We start from the raw sequence: 20,622 nt of genomic DNA, 5'->3' as shown, positions 1-20,622 counted from the left end.
CTTTTTTCTTTTTGGTTCTTTTTGTGGACCTGGGGTGGGGGGGGGGGGGGGGGGGGGTGGGGGGGGGGGGTGGGGGGGGGGGGTGGGGGGAAAACCCCACCCCCCCCCCCACGACCCACCCGCGCCGACGACTCGGATAGGTCCGTTCGGCCCGGAATTTCACCGACGAACGGACACTGCCGCCCGTCCCCCGGACGGGTAGTGTGCCGTGGCATGCATGAGGGGCAGATCGACCTCCTTCCGGGCGAACGGGTCATCTGGGCCGGGCAGCCGGTGCGCAGGCCCCTCTTCAATCCCGGTGACCGGTTCAACGTCCCCGTCGGACTGCTCTGGCTCGGTGGCGTCACGGCGTTCTTCGCCGCCAACCACGACACGGCGTTCCACATGGCCGCGTGGGTCGTGCTCACCGCCGCGGGCGTCTTCCATCTCGCCGGCAGGCCCCTGATCCGCTACCTCAGGCTTGCTTCGACGACGTACGCCGTCACGGACGGCAGGGTCATCGCGACCAGTTCGCTCGTCCGCCGCAAGGAGGAGTCCGCGGCGCTGGCCGGACTGGCGGATCCCGTCGTCACGCCCGGGCCGGGCAAGACCGGGACGATCACCTTCGGCAGGCTCGGCGTGCTGGCGTGGGCGTCGGCGAACTTCGGCGCGGGTACCGGGAAGGACCGCGAGCCGCCGGTCATCCTCGTGGGTGTCAGCGACGTGGCGAAAGTGCGCGAGAAGCTCGCGAAAGCCGTCGACGAGGCACGACAGCGCCAGGGATCGATGGCCGGAGAATGACCCGACTGTGTGCTATACAACCGTGCGGCTGATGTTACCGGCCGGTACACTCGGGCGGTCGTCCAGCGCCGGAGGTGCACCGTGCCCTATCCCACGGACCGTGAACGGGACCGCCCCTGGGTGATGCGGACCTACGCGGGCCACTCGTCCGCGGCCGCGTCCAACGAGCTGTACCGCCGTAACCTCGCGAAGGGGCAGACCGGCCTCTCGGTCGCCTTCGATCTGCCGACGCAGACCGGCTACGACCCGGATCACCAGCTGTCCAAGGGCGAGGTCGGCAAGGTCGGCGTCCCGGTTTCGCATATCGGCGACATGCGGCGCCTCTTCGACGGCATCCCGCTCGCCGAGGCCAACACCTCGATGACGATCAACGCGCCCGCCATGTGGCTGCTGGCGCTCTACGTCTCCGTCGCGCGCGAGCAGGCCGAAGCCGAGGGCCGTGACGTGGACGAGGTGCTGGCCAAGCTCACCGGCACCACGCAGAACGACATCATCAAGGAATACCTCTCCCGAGGTACCTACATCTTCCCGCCGGGCCCGAGTCTCCGCCTGATCACCGACATGATCGCGTGGACCGTGCACCACGTGCCGAAGTGGAACCCGATCAACATCTGCAGCTATCACCTGCAGGAGGCCGGCGCGACGCCGACGCAAGAGGTCGCGTACGCGTTGTGCACCGCCATCGCCGTCCTCGACGCGGTCCGCGACTCCGGGCAGGTCGAGCAGGCCGACATGGCCAAGGTGGTCGCACGGATCTCGTTCTTCGTCAACGCCGGTGTGCGGTTCGTCGAAGAGATGTCGAAGATGCGCGCGTTCACCGCGCTCTGGGACGAGATCACCCGGGATCGTTACGGCGTCACGGATCCCAAGGCGCGACGGCTGCGCTACGGCGTGCAGGTCAACTCGCTGGGCCTGACCGAGGCGCAGCCCGAGAACAACGTCCAGCGCATCGTGCTGGAGATGCTCGCGGTCTCGCTTTCCCGCGGCGCCAGGGCGCGCGCGATCCAGCTGCCCGCGTGGAACGAGGCGCTCGGCCTGCCCCGGCCGTGGGATCAGCAGTGGGCGCTGCGGATGCAGCAGGTGCTCGCGTTCGAGACCGACCTGCTCGAGTACGAGGACATCTTCGACGGCTCGCACGTCATCCAGGCCAAGGTCGACGAGATCATGGCCGGCGCGCGCGAGGAGATCGCGCGCGTGCAGGATCTCGGCGGCGCCGTCGCGGCCGTCGAGAGCGGCTACATGAAGTCCCAGCTCGTCGCCTCGCTCGCGGAGTACCGGCGCGGTATGGAGAACGGCGAACGGATCCTGGTCGGGGTCAACAAGTTCGAGACCACCGAGCCTTCGCCGCTGCAGGCCGAAGGGGCCAAGGCGATCGAAACGATCGACCCCGCCGTCGAGAAGCAGGCCGTCACCGCGATCGAGGAATGGCGGACGCAGCGCGACAACGCGGCCGCCGAGTCGGCGCTGGAGAAGCTGAAGGCCATCGCGAAGACGTCGGAGAACCTGTTCGAGGCCACGATCGACTGTGCCCGCGCCGGGGTGACCACCGGCGAATGGTCGGGCGCGCTGCGCGAGGTGTTCGGCGAATACCGCGCTCCCACCGGGGTTTCCGCGTCGGCGGCCGCGGGTGAGGGCAACGAGGAGATCCGCCGGGTCCGTGAACGGGTCAAGGCGACGAACACCGAGATCGGCGAGCGGCTGCGGATCCTGGTCGGCAAACCCGGCCTAGACGGGCACTCGAACGGCGCCGAGCAGGTGGCCGTGCGGGCGCGCGACGTCGGTTTCGAGGTGGTGTACCAGGGCATCCGGCTCACCCCGGAGCAGATCGTCGCGGCCGCCGTCCAGGAGGGTGTGCACGTCGTCGGGCTTTCGGTGCTCTCTGGTTCGCATCTCGAGGTCGTGCCGCAGGTCGTGGACGGTTTGCGGGCCGCGGGCGCGGGCGACATCCCGGTCATCGTCGGCGGCATCATCCCGCCGGACGACGAGAAGCTCCTGCTGGAGCGGGGGATCGCGAAAGTGTTCACGCCGAAGGACTACGAACTCACCGACATCATGGACGGAATTGTCGGATTGGTGCGGGAGCGCCACGGTCTGAGCACATAAGGTCACCGTAAATCTCGGTACCGTAACGGCAGGTGGTTCGTCACCCGCTCACACTGCCCGCGCCAAGGTACCCACCTACGTTTCGATTAAAACCGATTAATCGAAAAGAGGTGCCGCGATGGTGCACGGCGAGTGGTCGAGGCGGGAGTTCTTCCGGCGGTCAGCGGTTCTGGGAGCGGTGACGATCGGTGGTCCGGTGCTGCTGTCCGCGTGCACGTCCACGTCTTCCGGGGACGCGTTGCAGGCGGCCAAGGACGCGAAGAAGATCAGGATCGGTATCGCGAACGAAGCGCCGTACGGTTTCACGGACCAAGGCGGCAGGGTCACCGGTGAGGCACCCGAGGTCGCCCGCGCCGTCTTCAAGGCCATGGGCATCGACAACGTGGACGCCGAAGCGGTCTCCTTCGACCAGCTGATCCCCGCGCTCAACGCCAGGAAGTACGACGTCGTCGCGGCGGGCATGAACATCAAGAAGGAACGCTGCGACGCGGCGGCCTTCTCGATCCCCGACTACTCGGCGCTGACCGCTTTGCTGGTACCCAAGGGGAACCCACAGCAGGTGCTGAAGTTCGAGGACATCGCGGCCAAGAAGGTCAAGGTCGCCGTGCTCTCGGCGGCCGTGGAGAAGGGGTACGCCACCGACTCCGGCGTCGCCGAGGACCAGATCGTCACCCTCGATTCGCAGGACAACATGCTCCGCGCGGTCACCGACGGCCGGGTCTACTGCGCCGCGCTCACCGACATCTCCCTCAAGGACGTCCTGGCGAAGAGCCCCGGCGCGGCCGCCGAAGTCACGCCAGGCTTCGACCCGATCAAGGACGGCAAACCGGTCGTGTCCGCCGGCGCCTTCGTCTTCCGCAAGGACGACGACCCGTTGCGTGAGGCGTTCAACGTCGAACTCAAGAAGCTGCAGGACAGCGGCGAATGGACCAGGATCGTGACACCGTTCGGGTTCTCGGCGGACAACCTGCCGAAGCCCGGTGTCACCACCGAGACACTCTGCGCGGTGTGACGGGGCGAACCACATGTCCTCGTCGGTATCGCATATCATCACGTCCGTCCTCAGTGGACTGACCGCGACCGTCACCGCGGCGCTCGGCGGGATCGCGCTCACCGTGGTGCTCTCGCTGGCCGCCGGGCTGGCGCTGAGATCCCCGTCCCGGCCGGTGCGGGGGATTTCCCGGGTCTACGTCGAGATCTTCCGCGGCACCTCGGAAGTCGTCCAGCTGTTCTGGCTCTACTTCGTGCTTCCGGTGCTGGTCGGCCTCCAGCTGGTGCCGATGTTCGCCGGGATCCTGGTGCTGGGGCTCAACCACGGGGCCTACGGCGCGGAGATCGTCCGCGGCGCGGTGAATTCGGTCCCGCGCGCGCAGTTCGAGGGCGCCGTCGCGCTCAACCTGAGCCCGGCCCAGCGGATGCGGCGGGTGATCCTGCCGCAGGCGTTCGCGGAAATGCTGCCACCGTTCAACAATCTCTTCATCCAGTTGCTGAAGAGCACCGCACTGCTGTCGTTCATCGGGGTCCCGGAGATGGCCCGCCAAGGTGAACTGCTGCGGCCGGTGTTCAGTGCCGAGATCGGCTGGATCTACGGCACCGAACTCGTGCTCTACCTCCTGCTCGCGTTGCTGATCACGAGCGGGATGCGGCTGCTGGAACGGCTCGCCGCGCGGCGTCTCGGCCGGGCCCCGGCCAAGATGACGGCCACCGCGGGAGGTGTGTGATGGATTGGAGCTGGGAATCCGCCGCGAAATCGGTTCCCCTTCTGCTGGAAGGGCTTCTCGTCACCGTCGAGATCACCCTGCTGGCCTCGGTGGTCGCGTACGCGCTCGGCCTGGTGTTCGCGCTGATCCGCCGGACGGGGATTCCCGTGTTGTCCCAGGCGGTTCTGCTGTTCATCGAGTTCGTCCGCAGCACGCCCTTGCTGATCCAGGTGTTCGTGCTCTACTACGTGATCCAGCCGGTGGGCGGGATGACGTTGTCCCCGTTCACCACCGGTGTCATCGCGCTCGGCGTGCATTACGCGACGTATGCGGCCGAGGTCTACCGTGCCGGGATCGAGGCTGTCCCGAAAGGACAGTGGGAGGCCGCGACCGCGCTGAACCTCCCGAGGTCGCGGGTGTGGACCGCGGTCGTCCTGCCGCAGGCGGTGCCACGGGTGCTGCCCGCGCTCGGCAACTACACGATCTCGATGTTCAAGGAAACGCCGTTGCTGCTGGCGATCGGCGTCGTCGACGTCCTGGCGAGGGCGAAGGAGGTCGGCGCCGACACGTTCCGCGTCGTCGAGCCGTACACCCTGGCCGGGGTGCTGTTCCTGCTGGTGAGCCTGCCGGCTTCGATTCTGGTGAGAAGGTTGGAGCGACGTGCCGCCCACAGTTGATTCCCCGATGATCCGGTTCTCGCAGGTGGTCAAGTCCTACGGAGACCACGTCGTGCTGCGCGACCTCGATTTCACCGTCGCGCCAGGGGAGTTCGTCTCGCTGATCGGGCCGAGCGGGTCCGGGAAGACGACGATCCTGCGGCTGCTGATGACACTGGAGAAGGTCGACGGCGGCACCATCGAGGTCTGCGGCGACTATCTGAGCCATATGAAGCGCGGCGAGAAACTGGTACCCGCGGACGAGAAGTACCTGCGGGAGGCGCGCAAGCGGATCGGCATGGTGTTCCAGCAGTTCAACCTGTTCCCCAACATGAACGTGCTGCGCAACATCACCGAGGCGCCGATCCATTCGCTCGGCGTCGCCAGGGACGAGGCCGAGGCGCGGGCCGCCGAACTGCTGGAAATGGTGGGTCTCACGGACAAGAAGGACGCGCACCCCACCCGGCTTTCCGGTGGCCAGCAGCAGCGCGTCGCGATCGCCCGCGCGCTCGCGATGCGGCCGGACGTGCTGCTGCTGGACGAGGTGACGTCGGCGCTCGACCCGGAACTGGTCGCCGACGTCCTGCGCGTGCTGCGCGAGATCGCGACGTCCACCGACATCACGATCCTCTGTGTCACGCACGAAATGCAGTTCGCGCGGGACGTCTCGGACCGGGTGATGATGTTCGACCAGGGGCAGGTGCTGGAGGACGCCACGCCGGACAAGCTGTTCAACGACCCGGAGCACGACCGGACGCGGCGGTTCCTCAAGGCGGTCATCGACCGGGCGTGAGGCTCACGACCGCGTCGGTGCAACTGGTCGTGAGTGGCGATTCGGGTTAGAACACGAATCGCCACTCACGACCAACTTGACCCAGTCCGGCCCGGCAGTCTCAAAGCCTCCCGAGGATCTCCTTCGTCGAGGTGACCGTGGCGAACCCGCCCCCGTGCAGGTTCGTCGCGGTCGCCTTGGAGAGCTCGTCCGCGGTCAGGACGCTGCCGTCCGGCCCGGCGAGGTCGAAGGTGAAGGTGGCGTCGAGCGCGAAAGTCACGTCGTAGCCGAGGTTCCCGCCGACGCGCGCGGTGGTCTCGCAGCAGAAGTTCGTCTGGATACCGGCGAGCACGAACGACGTGATGCCGCGCGTCTTCAGCCAGCCGTCGAGATCGACGTCGCCGTGGAAGGCCGAGTTGACCTTCTTGCCGAACACCAGGTCCGCGCGCACGCCGTCGAGTTCGGGCTTGAAGTGGTTGCCCTCCTGTCCCGGCTGGAGCGACGAGCCGGGTTTCACGGAGTCGTGGTGCACCAGCACGATCGGCAGCCCGCGCTCCTGGTAGGCGTCGACGAGCGCCTTGATGTTGGCTTCCGCGCCGGGGTTGTTGCGCGGGCCCCAGACGGGCTTGTCGAAGCCGCGCTGGACGTCGATCACGAGCAGGGCCTTGTTTTCAGTGGTCATGGCGTCGAGTTTCACGCGTTCCGCCGTCGTCGGGGAGTGGCAGACGAAGCGCGATGCGGTACTTTCCTGCCATGCGAACCGTGGGTGTGCTCCTCCTGCCGGGCAGCCGGTCTTTCGATCTGGGTGTGATCGGCGAGGTCTGGGGCGTGGACCGGACCGACAGCGGTATCGGTCCCTTCGAGGTCCGGCTCTGCGCGTCCGGCCGCGGCTCGATCGCCGTCCATCCGTTCGGCCGGATCGAGGCCACCCATGGGCTGAGCGGGCTGGCGGGCTGTGATCTCGTCCTCGTGCCCGGCCGGGTTGACCCGCACGCCGGGGTGCCCGCGGCCGCCGTCGCCGCGCTGCGCAAGGCGCACCGGGCGGGGATCACCGTGGCGTCGCTGTGCTCCGGGGCCTTCACGCTAGCCGCGGCCGGGTTGCTCGACGGCCGCTCCGTCACCACGCACTGGCGGCTGCTGGACGATCTCGAAGCCGCCGCTCGCGACGCCGTCGTCCAGCGGGACGTCCTGTTCACCGACGAGGGCGACGTCCTGACCTCCGCCGGGGTGGTCGGCGGGCTGGATCTCTGCCTGCATCTGGTGCGCCGCGAGCACGGCGCCGAGGTCGCCGCCGCCCTCGCCCGGCGGCTGGTGATGCCGCCCGCGAGGGAAGGTGGCCAGCGGCAGTACGTCGACAACCCGTTGCCGCCCAAGCCGTCGAGGCCGAGCGTGTCGTCCACAATGGACTGGGCGCTGGAGCGGATCGCCGACGACATCGGCGTCGACGACCTCGTCGGTCACGCCGGGCTGAGCGAGCGGACCTTCCATCGCGAGTTCGCGGCGGCCACCGGCGTGACACCGGGGCGGTGGCTGCGCGCGCAGCGGGTGCGGCTCGCGCGGCGGCTGCTGGAGACCACCGAGCTCCCGGTCGAGCGGGTCGCGCAGCGTTCCGGCCTCGGCACCGCCGCCAACCTGCGGCGAAGGCTCCGTGCCGACGTCGGTGTCGGGCCCGATTCGTATCGCCGGACGTTCCGGTCGGTTACCGTCGAAGCATGGCCGAGTACGAGCACATCCTCGTGAAGCGGGACGGCGACACCGTCACGATCACCATGAACCGCGCCGCGCGGCGGAACTCGCTGTCGGCGGACCACCTCGCCGAGCTCGTCGCGGCGTTCCGCGAGGCCGGGGACACCGACGCCACCGGGATCGTCCTGGCGGGCGCCGGGCCGGTGTTCTCGGCGGGACACGACTTCGGCGACGTCGCCGCGCGCGACCTGATGGGCGTGCGCGAGCTGCTGCGGCTGTGCACGGATCTGATGGGCACGATGCGGTCCGTCCCACAGGTCGTCGTCGCGCGGGTGCACGGGCTCGCGACCGCCGCGGGCTGCCAGCTGGTTGCCTCGTGCGACCTCGCCGTCGCCGCGGAGTCCGCCGGGTTCGCCCTTCCCGGTGGCAAGGGCGGCTGGTTCTGTCACACGCCCGCGGTGCCGGTGGCGCGCGCGATCGGGCGGAAACGCCTGATGGAGCTGGCACTCACCGGCGACGTCGTCGACGCCGCGACCGCACTGGACTGGGGCCTGGTGAACCGCGTCGTGCCGGACGACTCGCTGGACGAGGCCGTCGCTTCGCTGCTCGGACGTGCGACGCGGGGGAGCCGGGCCAGCAAGGCGATGGGCAAGCAGACCCTCTACGCGCAGCTGGACCGGCCCGAGGCCGATGCCTACGCGCTGGCGCTGGAGGTGATGGCTTCGGCTTCGCAGCTGCCCGGTGCACGTGAGGGGATGGCGGCCTTCCTGGAGAAGCGTTCCCCGGTGTGGCCCGACTGAGCCACGCTGGGCGTGCCATGAAGGACGCTTTCATAGCAAAATTTGCTATGAAAGGCCCCTTCATGGCACGCGCGGGTGGGGGTCAGAGTCGCTCGCGCATGAGCAGAAGTGTGTAGGCGGCCAGCGTCTGTGAGTCGGTGATGTCGCCCGAAGCGATCATCTTCTCGAACTCCCCGCGCTCGAACCACGCCGTCCGCATGTCCTGCTCCTCGACCTCGCGCTGGGCTTCACCCTGCGTGAGATCGGTGGCGAGGAACACGTGCCCGCGCTGGCTCGAAAACCCGGGCGCGACGTCGGTCTTGCCGAGGTCGGCCATCGAGCCCGCGATCAGCCCGGTCTCCTCCCGCAGTTCGCGGGCGGCGAGTTCGAGCGGCGGGACGTCGGCCAGCTCGGGCGCGGTGCCCATCGGGAACTCCCAGCGCCGCATCCCGACCGGGTAGCGGAACTGTTCGACCAGGTGAAACCGGGCCCCGTCGAACGGGATCACCACGGCACAGGTGGGTTTGTCGACGACGGCGTAGATCCCCTCGGAACCGTCGAGCCGCCGGATGGCGTCCTCGCGCAGGGTCATCCAGTTGTTCCGGTACACCTCGCGGGAGCTGACACGCTGAACGGGGTCCATGCGCACAGTATCGCCGTGCTTGTCCTACCCTCGCGGGGTGCGCCTTGTGATCGCTCGCTGCCAGGTCGACTACGCCGGCCGTCTGACCGCCCATCTGCCGATGGCCACCCGGCTGCTGCTCGTGAAGGCCGACGGCTCGGTGTCCGTGCATTCGGACGACCGCGCCTACAAGCCGCTGAACTGGATGAGCCCGCCGTGCTGGCTGATCGAGGACGGCAAGCTGTGGATCGTCGAGAACAAGCAGGGGGAGAAGCTCGTCATCACGATCGACGAGATCTTCCACGACCACCCCCAGGAACTCGGCGCGGAACCGGGACTGCAGAAGGACGGTGTCGAGGCGCACCTTCAGGAACTGCTCGCCGAGCACATCAAGACCCTCGGTGAGGGCTACACCCTGGTGCGGCGGGAGTTCCCGACCGCGATCGGGCCGGTCGACATCATGGCCCGCGACGCCGACGGGGCCAGTGTCGCCGTCGAGATCAAGCGGCGTGGCGAGATCGACGGCGTCGAGCAGCTGACGCGGTACCTGGAACTGCTCAACCGCGACCCGCTGCTGGCGCCGGTGCAGGGCGTCTTCGCGGCGCAGATCATCAAGCCGCAGGCGCGGGTGCTGGCCGAGGACCGGGGGATCCGGTGCCTCACGCTGGACTACGACGCGTTGCGCGGCATCGAATCGGACGAGTTCCGCCTCTTCTGAGTTTCGCGAGTAGTCCTCTGGATGCGGTAGTTGAACGCGCAACCACCGCATTCAGAGGACTACTCGCGTCGGCTCCTCGCGGCGAACAGCCGATATCGAATCGAGTCCTTCGATTTGTATCTGTATTCTTTCTCGCGCCACAGAATGCCCAAAAGGGCGGCGAGAAATTAACGAACTCGCGTTCTCCTGCAAAAGAACCAGCTATTTCTGTGCCATTCGGGTGAACGCCGGATTGCCCGGTCTCGCGCTGTGTCACACTCGATTTCCGCGAGGGGTATCGCCGACATGCGGCGGTCGCGGGTGCAGGGGTGATGTGCCATGGCTGATTCTCGGAAGAACGTCGATCTCGTGCTGGAAGGCGGCGGCGTCAAAGGTATCGGGCTGCTGGGCGCGGTGCTGGAGTTGCACGAAGCCGGTTATTCGTTTCCCCGGATCGCCGGGACGAGCGCGGGCGCGATCGTCGCGACACTGGTCGCCGCGTATCAGAAGGCGGGCAAGGATCTCGGTGGTCTGGAAGCGGTGATGAACGACTTGGACTGCCGCCGTTTTCAGGATCAGTCGCTCGACAAGGTCACCGGCCCGATCGGCGACGGCGTCGATCTGCTCCTGCACGACGGGATGCACTCCGGTGAGTATCTCACCGAATGGCTCACGCCGTTGCTGGAAGAGGTCGGAGTGCGCACCTTCGCCGATCTCGCCATCGAGGATCCCGAGGGTGCTTTGCTTCCGTACCAACGGTATTCCCTCGTCGTCCACGTCAGTGACCTGACCCGTCGCGTGCTCGTCCGGTTGCCTTGGGACTATTCCCAGTACGGCCGCGATCCCGGTGCGGAGAAAATCGTCGACGCCGTCCGCGCGTCGATGTCGATCCCGCTCTATTTCCGGCCGGTGCAGTTCGACGTCCACCCCGAGGGGACCGTCACGTGGGTCGACGGCGGCCTGCTGTCGAACTTCCCGATCACCGTCTTCGACCGGACCGACGCGAAGAAGCCGAGGTGGCCGACCTGGGGCGTGAAGCTGTCCGGGGAACCCGCGGGCGGCAACGACAAACCGGTGAAGAGCGCGTTGCGGATCGCCATCGGTTCGCTCGAAACCCTGCTGTCGGACTGGAATCGTTACCGGTTGCACGAGGAAGGTGTGAACCGGCGGACGGTGTACGTCGACACGACCGGGGTTTCCGCCGTCGACTTCGGGCTCGGCGAAGAGGAGAAGAAGCGCCTCTTCGAAAGCGGGCGGGAGGCCGCGCGGCGGTTTCTGGAAAAGATTGTGCCGCAGTGAACTCGCCGGCGGTATTCCGGTGGGATGAGGGATAGGAGGATCCCATGCGTTATCGCCCGATCGGCAGCGACCCGGCGGACGGCCGCCTCGGCCGGTTCGTCCCGGACGACTGGCGCCACGTCGAGCGCTATCCGCTGACCGCGCTGGCCACCGAGGACCGGCCCACCCGGTCGCCGGTCGTCATCGGTGTCAACTGGTACAAGGAATTCGACGTACCGGAGAAGGACGAGAAGTCCGGCGAGTTCTTCGTCGCGAAAGGCGGAGCGAAATCGCTCACGAGGATCCGCGGCGGGCACTGCGTCTGCCTCGAACCCGGTGAATCGACCGACGGTGACACCCAGTACGCCTTCTACGACCAGGGCAAGGAAGGCGCCTGCGTCGGCTTCGGCTGGTCGCGCTGCATGACGATGTTCAACGGCGACCTGTACGCCGCGCGGTGGCTGTGGGACCAGTCGAAGCTCCGTGACGAATGGGGCGAGACCAACCCCGGCGACAACAACGGCACGTCCGTCCGCGCGGCGGCCGAGGTCCTGCTCGAACTGGGCCACGTCCCGTGGTCCGAGACCTACACGGACGACGACCACGTCAAGCGGGCCGCCTACACGCCCGACGTCAAGAACGGCATCCAGGCCTATCGCTGGGCGAAGACGGTCGACGAGGTGCACGAGGTCCTGGGCAACCCGCGTGCCGACGAACTCGGCGCCGTGCCGTTCCTCAACTCGTGGGGCTCGGGCTACCCGCACCGCACGTACCTGCCGGACGACGTCCTCGCCCGGTTGATCGAGGAGGACGGCGAAGTAGGCCTGCCCACGGACCGGTAAACCCCCACCGGTCACGGGAAAGGGCCGTTCCCGGCGGAAGCCCGGAGCGGCCCTTTTCGTGCTGCGTCCTAACGGTCGAAGGTGATCCCGGTCCGCACTCGCAGCTCGGTTCCGGGACAGCCCGAGCCGGCGGGACGTTCCGCCGTGAACGTGTACCCCTGGTCGCTCGCCACGGGGAACTCGACGCGCACCAGGCTGTCGCGGGAGACGGCCTCGGCGGCCACCGCGCCGCCGACCGAGACGTGCCACCGCACCTCCGCCTCGCAATCGGGCAGTTCGACGGACAGCATGCCGGTACCTCGTTTCGACGGCCGGTGGACTCCCGCGAACCGGGTCTCGACCTTCCCACCGGGAGCCAGTTCGTAGATGTGCATCGGTGCGCATAACGTCGCTTCGCCCGCGTTCGGGCACTCCTGCACCGTCCGGGGTGCGTCGCCACCCGCGACCGTGGTCCGCACGTGATCCGGCAAGGATGCCAGCACGAGCGCGATCACGCCGGCGGCGGCGAGAAACCCCGCTGCCGAGGTTGTCGTGGCCAGTACGGCGCGCACCCGCTGCCTGATGGTCTCGACCCGCTCCCGTGCGGCGGCTTCCACTCGCTCCAGCACCTCGGGTTTGTCCGTGGCCGCGGAGATGAGCAGCGCGAGATCGCGGGTCGTCCCCTTGGTGGCCCGGTATGCCAGCCAGGCCGCGATGACCGCCAGCAAGGCGCTGACGATGCCCGCGATCCAGGACGCGCGCTCGACAAGAGTCCAGTCCATCGAGGCAGCCAACCGGATGTGCCGCGGCGCCGGGACGGCAGTTCTGCCGCTGATCGGACAGGAATTGTCAAGAATTGACCCGAAACAGACACGTCAGGGCGGTCGCCGCCCACCCGTACTGCCGCTCCTGAATCCATGCAGTATGGTCCGCGATTGACGCGATACCGGCGTTTCTCGTGGACATTTTCACTATGGAGGTGGGTCGGTTGCACGTGCTGGCCGATGCGAACCTGCGGCTCGACGCAAGTCCGATCGACTACGTCCTGCTCGCCTTCTATTTCGCACTGGTGCTCGGCATCGGGTACATGGCGCGAAGGTCGGTCTCGAGCAGCCTCGACTTCTTCCTCTCCGGCCGCTCGCTGCCCGCCTGGGTCACCGGTCTCGCCTTCATCTCGGCGAACCTCGGCGCGGTCGAGATCATGGGCATGTCGGCCAACGGCGTGCTCTACGGCCTGCCGACGGTCCACTACTTCTGGATCGGCGCGATCCCGGCGATGCTGTTCCTCGGCATCGTGATGATGCCGTTCTACTACGGCTCGAAGGTCCGAAGTGTCCCGGAGTTCATGCTCCGCCGGTTCGGCAAACCCGCCCACCTGGTCAACGGCATCAGCTTCGCGAGCGCGCAGATCCTCATCGCGGGCGCGAACCTGTTCCTGCTCGCCAGCGTGGTGAACCTCCTGCTCGGCTGGCCGCTGTGGGTGTCGATCATCGTCGCGGCCGCGGTCGTGCTCTCCTACACCGCGCTCGGCGGCCTCTCCGCCGCGATCTACAACGAGGTCCTGCAGTTCTTCGTGATCGTCGCGGCGCTGCTGCCGCTGACCATCGTCGGCCTGGTGAAGGTCGGCGGGTGGCAGGGCCTTGTCGACAAGGTCACCGCGAGCCCCGGCGGCGAAGCGCAGCTGCACTCGTGGCCGGGTGACAACCTCACCGGCTTCGGCAACAGCTTCCTGTCGGTCCTCGGTCTCGTCTTCGGTCTCGGTTTCGTGCTGTCCTTCGGTTACTGGACCACGAACTTCGTCGAGGTCCAGCGCGCGATGGCGTCGAAGAGCATGTCGGCCGCGCGGCGGACGCCGATCATCGGCGCCTTCCCGAAGATGCTGATCCCGTTCATCGTGATCATCCCCGGCATGATCGCCGCGGTCACCGTTTCCGAGTACGTCCAGGACAAGCAGGTACTGCTCGACGGCGGCGACGCGCCGAGCGGCGTGACCGCGAACAACGCCATCCTGCTGCTGATGCGCGACCTGCTGCCCAACGGCATGCTCGGGGTCGCGCTCGCCGGTCTGCTCGCCTCGTTCATGGCCGGGATGGCCGCGAACCTGAGCTCGTTCAACACCGTGTTCACCTACGACATCTGGCAGTCGTACGTGAAGAAGAACGAGTCGGACGGCTACTACCTCCGGCTCGGCCGCCTGGTCACCGCCATCGGCACCGTGCTCGCGATCGGCACCGCGTTCATCGCGTCGAACTCCGGGAACATCCTGACCTATCTGCAGGATCTGTTCTCCTTCTTCAACGCGCCGCTGTTCGCCACCTTCATCCTCGGCATGTTCTGGAAGCGGATGACGCCGACGGCGGGCTGGGTCGGCCTGGTGTCCGGTACCGCCTCCGCGATCACCGTGTGGCTGCTGTCGCAGGCCGGGGTCCTCGGGCTCACCGGGCAGGGCATCAGCTTCGTGGCCGCCGGTACCGCGTTCGTCGTCGACATCGCGGTCAGCGTCGGGGTCTCGCTCGCCACCGCGCCGAAGCCGGAGGCCCAGCTGGTCGGCCTCGTGTACTCCCTCACCCCGAAGGAGTCGCTGAAGCACGACGAGACCGGCGACGACGCGGGCTGGTACCGCAAGCCGGGACTGCTCGCGGGCATCGTGCTGATCCTGACCATCGTGCTCAACATCATCTTCTAGGAGGCCGGAGATGGCTGCGTCGCAAGCTCCCAAGAAGGCCGGCGTCTTCGACATCCGGCTGATCATCGCCCTGCTCATCGGCGGCTACGGGCTGGTGCTCACGATCATGGGCCTCTGGTTCACCACCGACGAGGAGCTGACCAAGGCCGCCGACGTCAACATCAACCTGTGGGCGGGCATCGGCATGCTGGTGTTCGCGGCGCTGTTCGTGCTGTGGGCGAAGCTGCGGCCCATCGTGGTGCCGCCCAGCACCGAGGACGGGGAATAGCCGGGTTGTCCGGACACCGGCGAGGGGCTCCGGCTACCGTGCACTTCGTGCTGTTCAACGCTCGACGTCGCCGGATCGCGTCCGTGCTGGCCCTGGTGGCCGCGCTCGGCGCGGTGTCGGCCTGCGGTCAGAACCTCGGCAAGTCCAACTTCGCCCGCACCACCGTCGCCGCCGAACCCGGCTCCGGTAACGGCTCGGTGCCCGACGGGGACATCAACGATCCGGCGGTCACCCCCGCGGTGCTGCGCACGATCGACCCGTGCGGGCTGGTGAGCAAGGAAGTCATGGGCGGCCTCGGCACGCCGGAGGACCCGACGGCGAACCTCAGCTCGTTCGGCACCTGCCGGGCGAAGGCCGTGGACGCCGGCGGCAAGGCACTCACGGTCAGGGTCGAGATCGGCGCGTCGATCTACTCCTCGATCAACGGCGTCACCGTTTCGGCGGTCGACGGGCTGCCGCAGATCGAGCGGAAGGACAAGGACGGAAAGACCTGCGACGTCGGCATCATGACCCTGCGCAAGCCCGAGCGCGGGATCAACTTCTCGGTCACCTACGACGGCGGCGACCCGTGCGCGACAGGCCGTGCGGTGGCCGCGAAGGCCGTGAAGAGCCTGCACGCGTCACCGGCGAAGTACCCGGCCGTCGCGGGCACGCTCACCGGTGTCGATCCGTGCACCGCCGCCGATACCGCCGTCCTCAACGAGGTGGTGCCGCACGGCGCCGCCACGCTGAACTCCTTCCACTTCTGTGACTGGACACCGGGCTCCAATCCGCGGATCTCGATCGGCTTCCGCCGCGCCCTTCCGCCGGCGGAACGCGACGGGAACAAGAAGATCGACATCGACGGCGTCGCCGTGTACCAGAAGGTCGGCAGCGGCAGCGACGCCGAGTGCAAGCTCGAGTGGCAGCACAAACCGTGGGCGGACGACGAGGTCGAAATCGTCAGCGTCAACTACAAGAACTACGACGAGAAGAAGGACGAAGCGGCGTCGTGCGGCAAGGCGGCCAAGGTCGCCAAATCGGTGATCTCCAAGCTGCCGAAGCCCTGACGCTGGCGGCATCCGGCCGGGCGAGGTAGGAAGGGGACACCCCACCCGCCGACGGCCGGAGGCCACCCTTGAAGAAGATCATCAACGACCCGAAGACGGTGGTCGCGGAATCCCTGCGCGGCCTCGCCGCGGCGCACGCGGACGTCCTGCGCGTGGAGGACGACCCGGCGCTCGTGGTGCGGGTGGACGCGCCCGTGGCGGGCAAGGTCGCGGTGATCTCCGGCGGCGGCTCCGGGCACGAACCGCTGCACGGTGGCTTCGTCGGGCAGGGCATGCTCGCGGCCGCCGTCCCGGGCGCGGTGTTCACCTCGCCGACGCCGGACGCCGTGGAGGCCGCGGTCAAGGCCACCACCGGGGACGCGGGCGCGTTGCTGATCGTGAAGAACTACACCGGCGATGTGCTCAACTTCGAGACCGCCGCGGAACTCGCCGCCGCCGAAGGGCTGGACGTGCGCAGCGTGGTGATCGACGACGACGTCGCGGTCAAGGACTCCACCTACACCGCCGGCCGTCGCGGGGTCGGCGGCACGGTACTGCTGGAGAAGATCACCGGTGCCGCCGCCGAACGAGGCGACTCGCTCGACGCGGTGGAGGCCTTGGCGCGCAAGGTGATCGGCCAGGTCCGGTCGATCGGGGTCGCGCTCACCGCGCCGACCGTGCCGCACGCGGGCGAGCCGAGTTTCGACCTCGCCGACGACGAAATCGAGTTCGGCATCGGCATCCACGGCGAACCCGGTATCGAACGGACCGCCGTGATGACGGCCGACGAACTCGTCGCGCGCATGGTCGAAGCGGTGGTCACGGATCTGCCCTTCGCCGAGGGCGACAAGGTCCTGCTGTTCACGAACTCGATGGGCGGGACCCCGCTGGTCGAGCTGTACCTGGCCCACGGGATCGCCGAGCGGCTGCTGGCCGAGCGTGGGATCGTGGTCGAACGGCGGCTGGTGGGGCCGTACATCACCAGCCTCGAGATGCAGGGGATGAGCCTGACGTTGCTGAAACTGGACGACGAGCTGACCGAGTTGTGGGACGCGCCGGTGAACACCCCGGCCCTGAGGTGGGGAGTCTGATGGCCTGCACCGCCGAGACGCTCGCCGCCGCCTTGCGGGCGGCGGCCGTGGTGATCGCCGAGCATCGGGTCGAGCTGATCGAACTCGACCGCGCGATCGGCGACGCCGACCACGGCGAGAACATGGACCGGGGGTTCACCGCCATCGTGTCCGCTTTGGACACCGCCGTCCCCGAAACCCCCGCCGCGGTCGCGAAGCTCGCCGCCACGACGCTGATCTCGAAGGTCGGCGGCGCGGCTGGACCGTTGTACGGCACGGCTTTCCTGCGCGCGTCGGTCAAGCTGGGCGACGCGGCCGAAGTGGACGGTCCGCTGCTCGTCGAGGCCCTGCGCGCGGCACTCGAAGGGGTGCAGGCGCGAGGCAAGGCCGTCGGGGGAGACGCGACCATGGTCGACGCCCTGATCCCCGCCGTCTCCGCCGCCGAGGAAGCCTCCGGATCCGGCATCGCGGAGATCCTGACCGCGGCGGCGGACGCCGCGGACAAGGGCGCCGAGTCCACTGTGGAGCTTGTGCCGCGCAAAGGCAGGGCCTCGTACCTCGGCGAGCGGGCGATCGGGCATATGGATCCCGGTGCCCGTTCGACGGCGCTACTGCTGCGCGCGTTCGCGGAGGCCGCCAAGTGAGCGTCGGAATCGTGCTCGTCTCCCACAGCGCCAAACTCGCCGAAGGGCTCGCGGAACTCGCCGCGCAGATGGCGCCGGACGTCACCATCGCGGCGGCGGGCGGCCTGGCCGACGGCGGGATCGGCACGGATTACGACGAGGTCGTCGCCGCGACACAGCGCGCCGAGTCGGGATCGGGCGTCGTCCTGCTGTACGACCTGGGCAGCGCGCAGATGACCGCGGAACTGGCCGTCGAATCGCTCGCCGATCCGTCGGCCGCGGTCGTCGTGGACGCGCCGCTGGTCGAAGGCGCGATCGCCGCCGCCGTCGCGGCGCAGGGCGGGGCGGACCGCAAGGCCGTCGCCGAAGCGGCCGCGGCGTCGGGCGCGCCACCGGACCTGACGTTCGACGAAGGTACGCAGGACGGCGAGAGCAGTGTCGAACTCACGCTGCGGAACGACGTCGGACTGCACGCGCGGCCCGCCGCGGTCCTGGTCCGCAGTATCGCGGGGCTGGACGCGCAGGTCACCGTGCGGCTCGGCGACGAGACCGCGGACGCCAACAGCGTGCTCGCGCTGATGGCGCTCGGCGCTCGTCAGGGTGACCGGATCGAGGTCCGGGCGAAGGGGGCGCAGGCCGAGGAAGCGCTCGCCAAGGTCAAAGATCTCGTGGACCAGAACTTCGGCGAGTGAGCTGACGTCTCATGCCGTGAAGGCCTCCTTGCCTACTCTGAGGGTAGGGAAGGAGGCCTTCACGGCATGTGGGGCCGCAAAACGTTCCCTTCGGCCTTCGTCCGCGAGTGACACTTACTCGATTCGGAGGGTGACAGCCGCTGCTTTCCGCGCCCTGGCATGGCACGATCGGAGAAACTACCAGCGAGTAACCTCCGGAGGCCGGTTGTGGCGCGGGAAATCTCGAGTGTGGGAGTCATCGGTCTCGGTACCATGGGTGCCGGGATCGCCGAGGTGCTCGCGCGGAGCGGCGTGTCCGTCGTCGCGGTGGAGATCGACGACGACGGCGTTCAGCGTGGCCGGGGCCATCTGGAGCATTCGACCGAACGGGCGGTGACCGGCGGCAAACTCGACGCCGACGGCCGGAGCGCGCTGCTGGACCGGATCCGATACACCACGTCGCTGACCGAACTGTCCGATGTGGACCTGGTGATCGAGGCGATCCCGGAGAACCTCGAAGCGAAATCCGACGTGTTCGCCCAGCTGGACAAGATCACCGGCCCGGACACGATCTTCGTCTCGAACACCTCCTCCCTGTCGATCACCGAGATCGGCGTGCACACCGCGCGGCCGGGCAAGGTCGTCGGGATGCACTTCTTCAACCCGGCGCCGATCCTCAAGCTGGTCGAGATCGTCCGCACCGTCGTCACCGAACCCGAGGTGGTCACCGACGTCGTCGCGTTCGCCGAACGCCTCGGCAAGACCCCGGTGGTGATCGGCGACCGCGCCGGGTTCATCGCCAACGCCCTGCTCTTCGGGTACCTCAACCACGCCGTGCGGATGTACGAGCAGCGCTACGCCACGCGCGAGGATCTCGACGCGGCGATGCGGTTCGGCTGCGGGTATCCCATGGGGCCCTTGGCTTTGCTCGACCTCATCGGGCTGGACACCGCGTACGAGATCCTCGACACGATGTACCACCAGTCGCGCAACCGGCTGCACGCGCCGGCGCCGCTGCTGAAGCAGATGATCACCGCCGGACTGCTCGGCCGGAAGACCGGCCGGGGTTTCTACACCTACGACGAGCCCGATTCGCCGACGGTGACCGACGCGGTCACGAAGTCCACAGTGGACAGCGTGGCGCCTCGTGAGGTGCGCAAGGTAGGCGTCGTAGGGACCGGGACCATGGCGACGGGCATCGTCGAGGTGTTCGCGAAACGCGGTTACGAGGTCATCCTGCGGGCGCGGAGCGCGGAGAAGGCCGCGGCGTCGGTCGCGCGGGTGAAGAAGTCGCTGGACAAGGCCGTCGTCAAGGGCAAGCTGTCCGAGGAAGACGCCGCCGCCGCGCTGGGCCGGATCTCGCCGGCGGTGGAGTTCGAGGAACTGGCCGACGTCGACCTCGTGGTCGAGGCGGTGGCCGAAGACCTGGCCGTCAAGCAGGCGGTCTTCGCCGCGCTCGACGACGTCGTGAAGCCGGGCGCGGTCCTGGCGACGACCACGTCGTCCCTGCCGGTCATCGAATGCGCGGCCGCCACCTCGCGGCCTTCGGACGTGGTCGGCGTGCACTTCTTCAATCCGGCGCCGGTGATGAAACTCGTCGAGGTCGTCTCGACCATCGCCACCGCGCCCGACGTGATCGCGACGGTCGACGCCGTCTGCGCGGCCGTGGGCAAGCACCCCGTGCACTGCGGCGACCGGGCCGGGTTCATCGTCAACGCGCTGCTGTTCCCGTACCTGAACGACGCGGTGAAGATGCTCGAGGCGCACTACGCGGAAGCCGACGACATCGACACCGCGATGAAGGTGGGTTGCGGCCTGCCGATGGGCCCGTTCGAACTGCTCGACGTCGTCGGGCTGGACGTCTCCCTGGCGATCCAGCGGACTCTGTTCAACGAGTTCCGCGAAGAGGGCTTCGCGCCCGCGCCGCTGCTGGAACACCTCGTGACCGCCGGACGGCTCGGCCGGAAGACCGGAAAGGGGTTCAAGGACTACTCGGCCCGGTAACTTGGTGGCATGCCGGTTTCCTCGGGGGTCAGGAAGCGGATCAAGGAGCTCCTCGATCCGGACGACGAGATCCACTACGTGTTCCCGGCCGACATCTTCGGCAGTACCAATCCCAGCGTGTTCTTCGCGGTGACCCGCAAGACGATCACGGTCCTCACCACCGGGTACCTGAGCCGGAAGACCCCGAAACGGGTGGTCGCGACGACACTGCGGAATCACCGGATCGGACCGGTCGACACGTCGACCGTCCCGTGGTTCAAGTTCAACGGCGTCGACTACGAGATCGACGACGAGTACATCTCCGTCGTGCACGCCGCCGATGCCGAGATCATGCAGGCAAAACCTGAAGATCCGCTCCCGGACCTCTAAGCTCCCGGG

22 protein-coding genes are annotated in these 20,622 nt (G+C 68.0%); 19 read left to right on the top strand and 3 right to left on the bottom strand.

Translation table 11 applies throughout. From position 1 onward, the window contains the following. Positions 1–213: 213 nt before the first annotated feature. The 6 genes from AC069H_RS08685 (at position 214) to ehuA (ending at position 6,032) form a co-directional block, all read left to right on the top strand. Entirely contained in the window at positions 214–780 is a 567-nt protein-coding gene (locus AC069H_RS08685; protein ID WP_478231821.1) for a YdbT family protein, read from the top strand. 81 nt (positions 781–861) lie between these two features. Next, entirely contained in the window at positions 862–2,883 is a 2,022-nt protein-coding gene (locus AC069H_RS08680) for a protein meaA (protein ID WP_478231820.1), read from the top strand. Positions 2,884–3,001: 118 nt separating this feature from the next. Then, positions 3,002–3,895: an ectoine/hydroxyectoine ABC transporter substrate-binding protein EhuB gene (gene ehuB, locus AC069H_RS08675; RefSeq protein WP_478231819.1), complete on the top strand. Its 894-nt coding sequence runs from the start codon at positions 3,002–3,004 to the stop codon at positions 3,893–3,895. Positions 3,896–3,908: 13 nt separating this feature from the next. After that, positions 3,909–4,604, top strand: coding sequence for an ectoine/hydroxyectoine ABC transporter permease subunit EhuC (gene ehuC, locus AC069H_RS08670; protein WP_478228584.1), 696 nt, complete (start codon positions 3,909–3,911; stop codon positions 4,602–4,604). Then, a complete protein-coding gene (ehuD, locus tag AC069H_RS08665) occupies positions 4,604–5,260 on the top strand; it encodes an ectoine/hydroxyectoine ABC transporter permease subunit EhuD (protein ID WP_478228585.1) in 657 nt (218 codons plus the stop codon). The genes ehuC and ehuD overlap by 1 nt, the downstream gene beginning before the upstream one ends. A 7-nt stretch (positions 5,261–5,267) precedes the next feature. After that, entirely contained in the window at positions 5,268–6,032 is a 765-nt protein-coding gene (gene ehuA, locus AC069H_RS08660; protein WP_340688750.1) for an ectoine/hydroxyectoine ABC transporter ATP-binding protein EhuA, read from the top strand. Between the two features lie 100 nt (positions 6,033–6,132). Here ehuA and AC069H_RS08655 read toward each other — a convergent pair whose 3' ends face one another. After that, positions 6,133–6,693: a cysteine hydrolase family protein gene (locus tag AC069H_RS08655; protein WP_478228586.1), complete on the bottom strand. Its 561-nt coding sequence runs from the start codon at positions 6,691–6,693 to the stop codon at positions 6,133–6,135. 71 nt (positions 6,694–6,764) lie between these two features. Here AC069H_RS08655 and AC069H_RS08650 point away from each other — a divergent pair, with 71 nt between their 5' ends. After that, positions 6,765–7,751, top strand: coding sequence for a GlxA family transcriptional regulator (locus AC069H_RS08650; protein WP_478228587.1), 987 nt, complete (start codon positions 6,765–6,767; stop codon positions 7,749–7,751). Continuing rightward, entirely contained in the window at positions 7,724–8,497 is a 774-nt protein-coding gene (locus AC069H_RS08645) for an enoyl-CoA hydratase-related protein (protein ID WP_478228588.1), read from the top strand. Before AC069H_RS08650 ends, AC069H_RS08645 begins: the two co-directional genes overlap by 28 nt. Before the next feature lie 82 nt (positions 8,498–8,579). Here AC069H_RS08645 and AC069H_RS08640 read toward each other — a convergent pair whose 3' ends face one another. Beyond that, positions 8,580–9,119 carry an NUDIX domain-containing protein gene (locus tag AC069H_RS08640; RefSeq protein WP_478228589.1) on the bottom strand — a complete coding sequence of 180 codons (540 nt, stop codon included), beginning with the start codon at positions 9,117–9,119 and terminating at the stop codon, positions 8,580–8,582. Positions 9,120–9,156: 37 nt separating this feature from the next. Here AC069H_RS08640 and nucS point away from each other — a divergent pair, with 37 nt between their 5' ends. From nucS to AC069H_RS08625, 3 genes are all read left to right on the top strand, one after another. Next, entirely contained in the window at positions 9,157–9,816 is a 660-nt protein-coding gene (nucS, locus tag AC069H_RS08635; RefSeq protein WP_340683735.1) for an endonuclease NucS, read from the top strand. Between the two features lie 318 nt (positions 9,817–10,134). Next, entirely contained in the window at positions 10,135–11,094 is a 960-nt protein-coding gene (locus tag AC069H_RS08630; protein ID WP_478231818.1) for a patatin-like phospholipase family protein, read from the top strand. A gap of 44 nt (positions 11,095–11,138) precedes the next feature. Then, the gene (locus AC069H_RS08625) at positions 11,139–11,915 is read left to right on the top strand and encodes a hypothetical protein (RefSeq protein ID WP_478231817.1); all 777 of its coding nucleotides are present in this window, start codon (positions 11,139–11,141) and stop codon (positions 11,913–11,915) included. A 68-nt stretch (positions 11,916–11,983) separates the two neighbouring features. On the opposite strand, the gene AC069H_RS08620 is transcribed toward AC069H_RS08625, so the two are convergent. Next, the gene (locus AC069H_RS08620; protein ID WP_478231816.1) at positions 11,984–12,676 is read right to left on the bottom strand and encodes a hypothetical protein; all 693 of its coding nucleotides are present in this window, start codon (positions 12,674–12,676) and stop codon (positions 11,984–11,986) included. A 206-nt stretch (positions 12,677–12,882) separates the two neighbouring features. Here AC069H_RS08620 and AC069H_RS08615 point away from each other — a divergent pair, with 206 nt between their 5' ends. From AC069H_RS08615 to AC069H_RS08580, 8 genes are all read left to right on the top strand, one after another. Beyond that, entirely contained in the window at positions 12,883–14,580 is a 1,698-nt protein-coding gene (locus tag AC069H_RS08615) for a sodium:solute symporter family protein (RefSeq protein WP_478228682.1), read from the top strand. Positions 14,581–14,590: 10 nt separating this feature from the next. Then, on the top strand, positions 14,591–14,848 hold the full coding sequence (locus AC069H_RS08610) for a hypothetical protein (RefSeq protein WP_478228593.1): 258 nt from the start codon (positions 14,591–14,593) through the stop codon (positions 14,846–14,848). Positions 14,849–14,895: 47 nt separating this feature from the next. Beyond that, positions 14,896–15,897 carry a DUF3558 domain-containing protein gene (locus tag AC069H_RS08605; RefSeq protein WP_478231815.1) on the top strand — a complete coding sequence of 334 codons (1,002 nt, stop codon included), beginning with the start codon at positions 14,896–14,898 and terminating at the stop codon, positions 15,895–15,897. A 68-nt stretch (positions 15,898–15,965) separates the two neighbouring features. Beyond that, positions 15,966–16,967 (top strand): dihydroxyacetone kinase subunit DhaK, encoded by a 1,002-nt coding sequence (gene dhaK, locus AC069H_RS08600; protein WP_478228595.1) that lies wholly within the window; start codon positions 15,966–15,968, stop codon positions 16,965–16,967. After that, positions 16,967–17,590, top strand: a complete 624-nt coding sequence (gene dhaL / locus AC069H_RS08595) for a dihydroxyacetone kinase subunit DhaL (protein ID WP_478231814.1) — start codon at positions 16,967–16,969, stop codon at positions 17,588–17,590. Before dhaK ends, dhaL begins: the two co-directional genes overlap by 1 nt. Next, complete coding sequence (dhaM, locus tag AC069H_RS08590; protein WP_478231813.1) at positions 17,587–18,261, top strand: dihydroxyacetone kinase phosphoryl donor subunit DhaM; 675 nt, start codon at positions 17,587–17,589, stop codon at positions 18,259–18,261. The genes dhaL and dhaM overlap by 4 nt, the downstream gene beginning before the upstream one ends. Positions 18,262–18,468: 207 nt before the next feature. Continuing rightward, complete coding sequence (locus AC069H_RS08585; protein WP_478231812.1) at positions 18,469–20,244, top strand: 3-hydroxyacyl-CoA dehydrogenase family protein; 1,776 nt, start codon at positions 18,469–18,471, stop codon at positions 20,242–20,244. Between the two features lie 9 nt (positions 20,245–20,253). Further along, complete coding sequence (locus AC069H_RS08580; RefSeq protein ID WP_478228599.1) at positions 20,254–20,613, top strand: hypothetical protein; 360 nt, start codon at positions 20,254–20,256, stop codon at positions 20,611–20,613. Positions 20,614–20,622 lie beyond the last annotated feature (9 nt).

It is taken from the genome of Amycolatopsis sp. NPDC043887 (assembly GCF_056435665.1).
The sequence above is the reverse complement of the archived record's forward strand: the minus strand, read 5'-3'. Positions and strand labels throughout refer to the sequence as shown.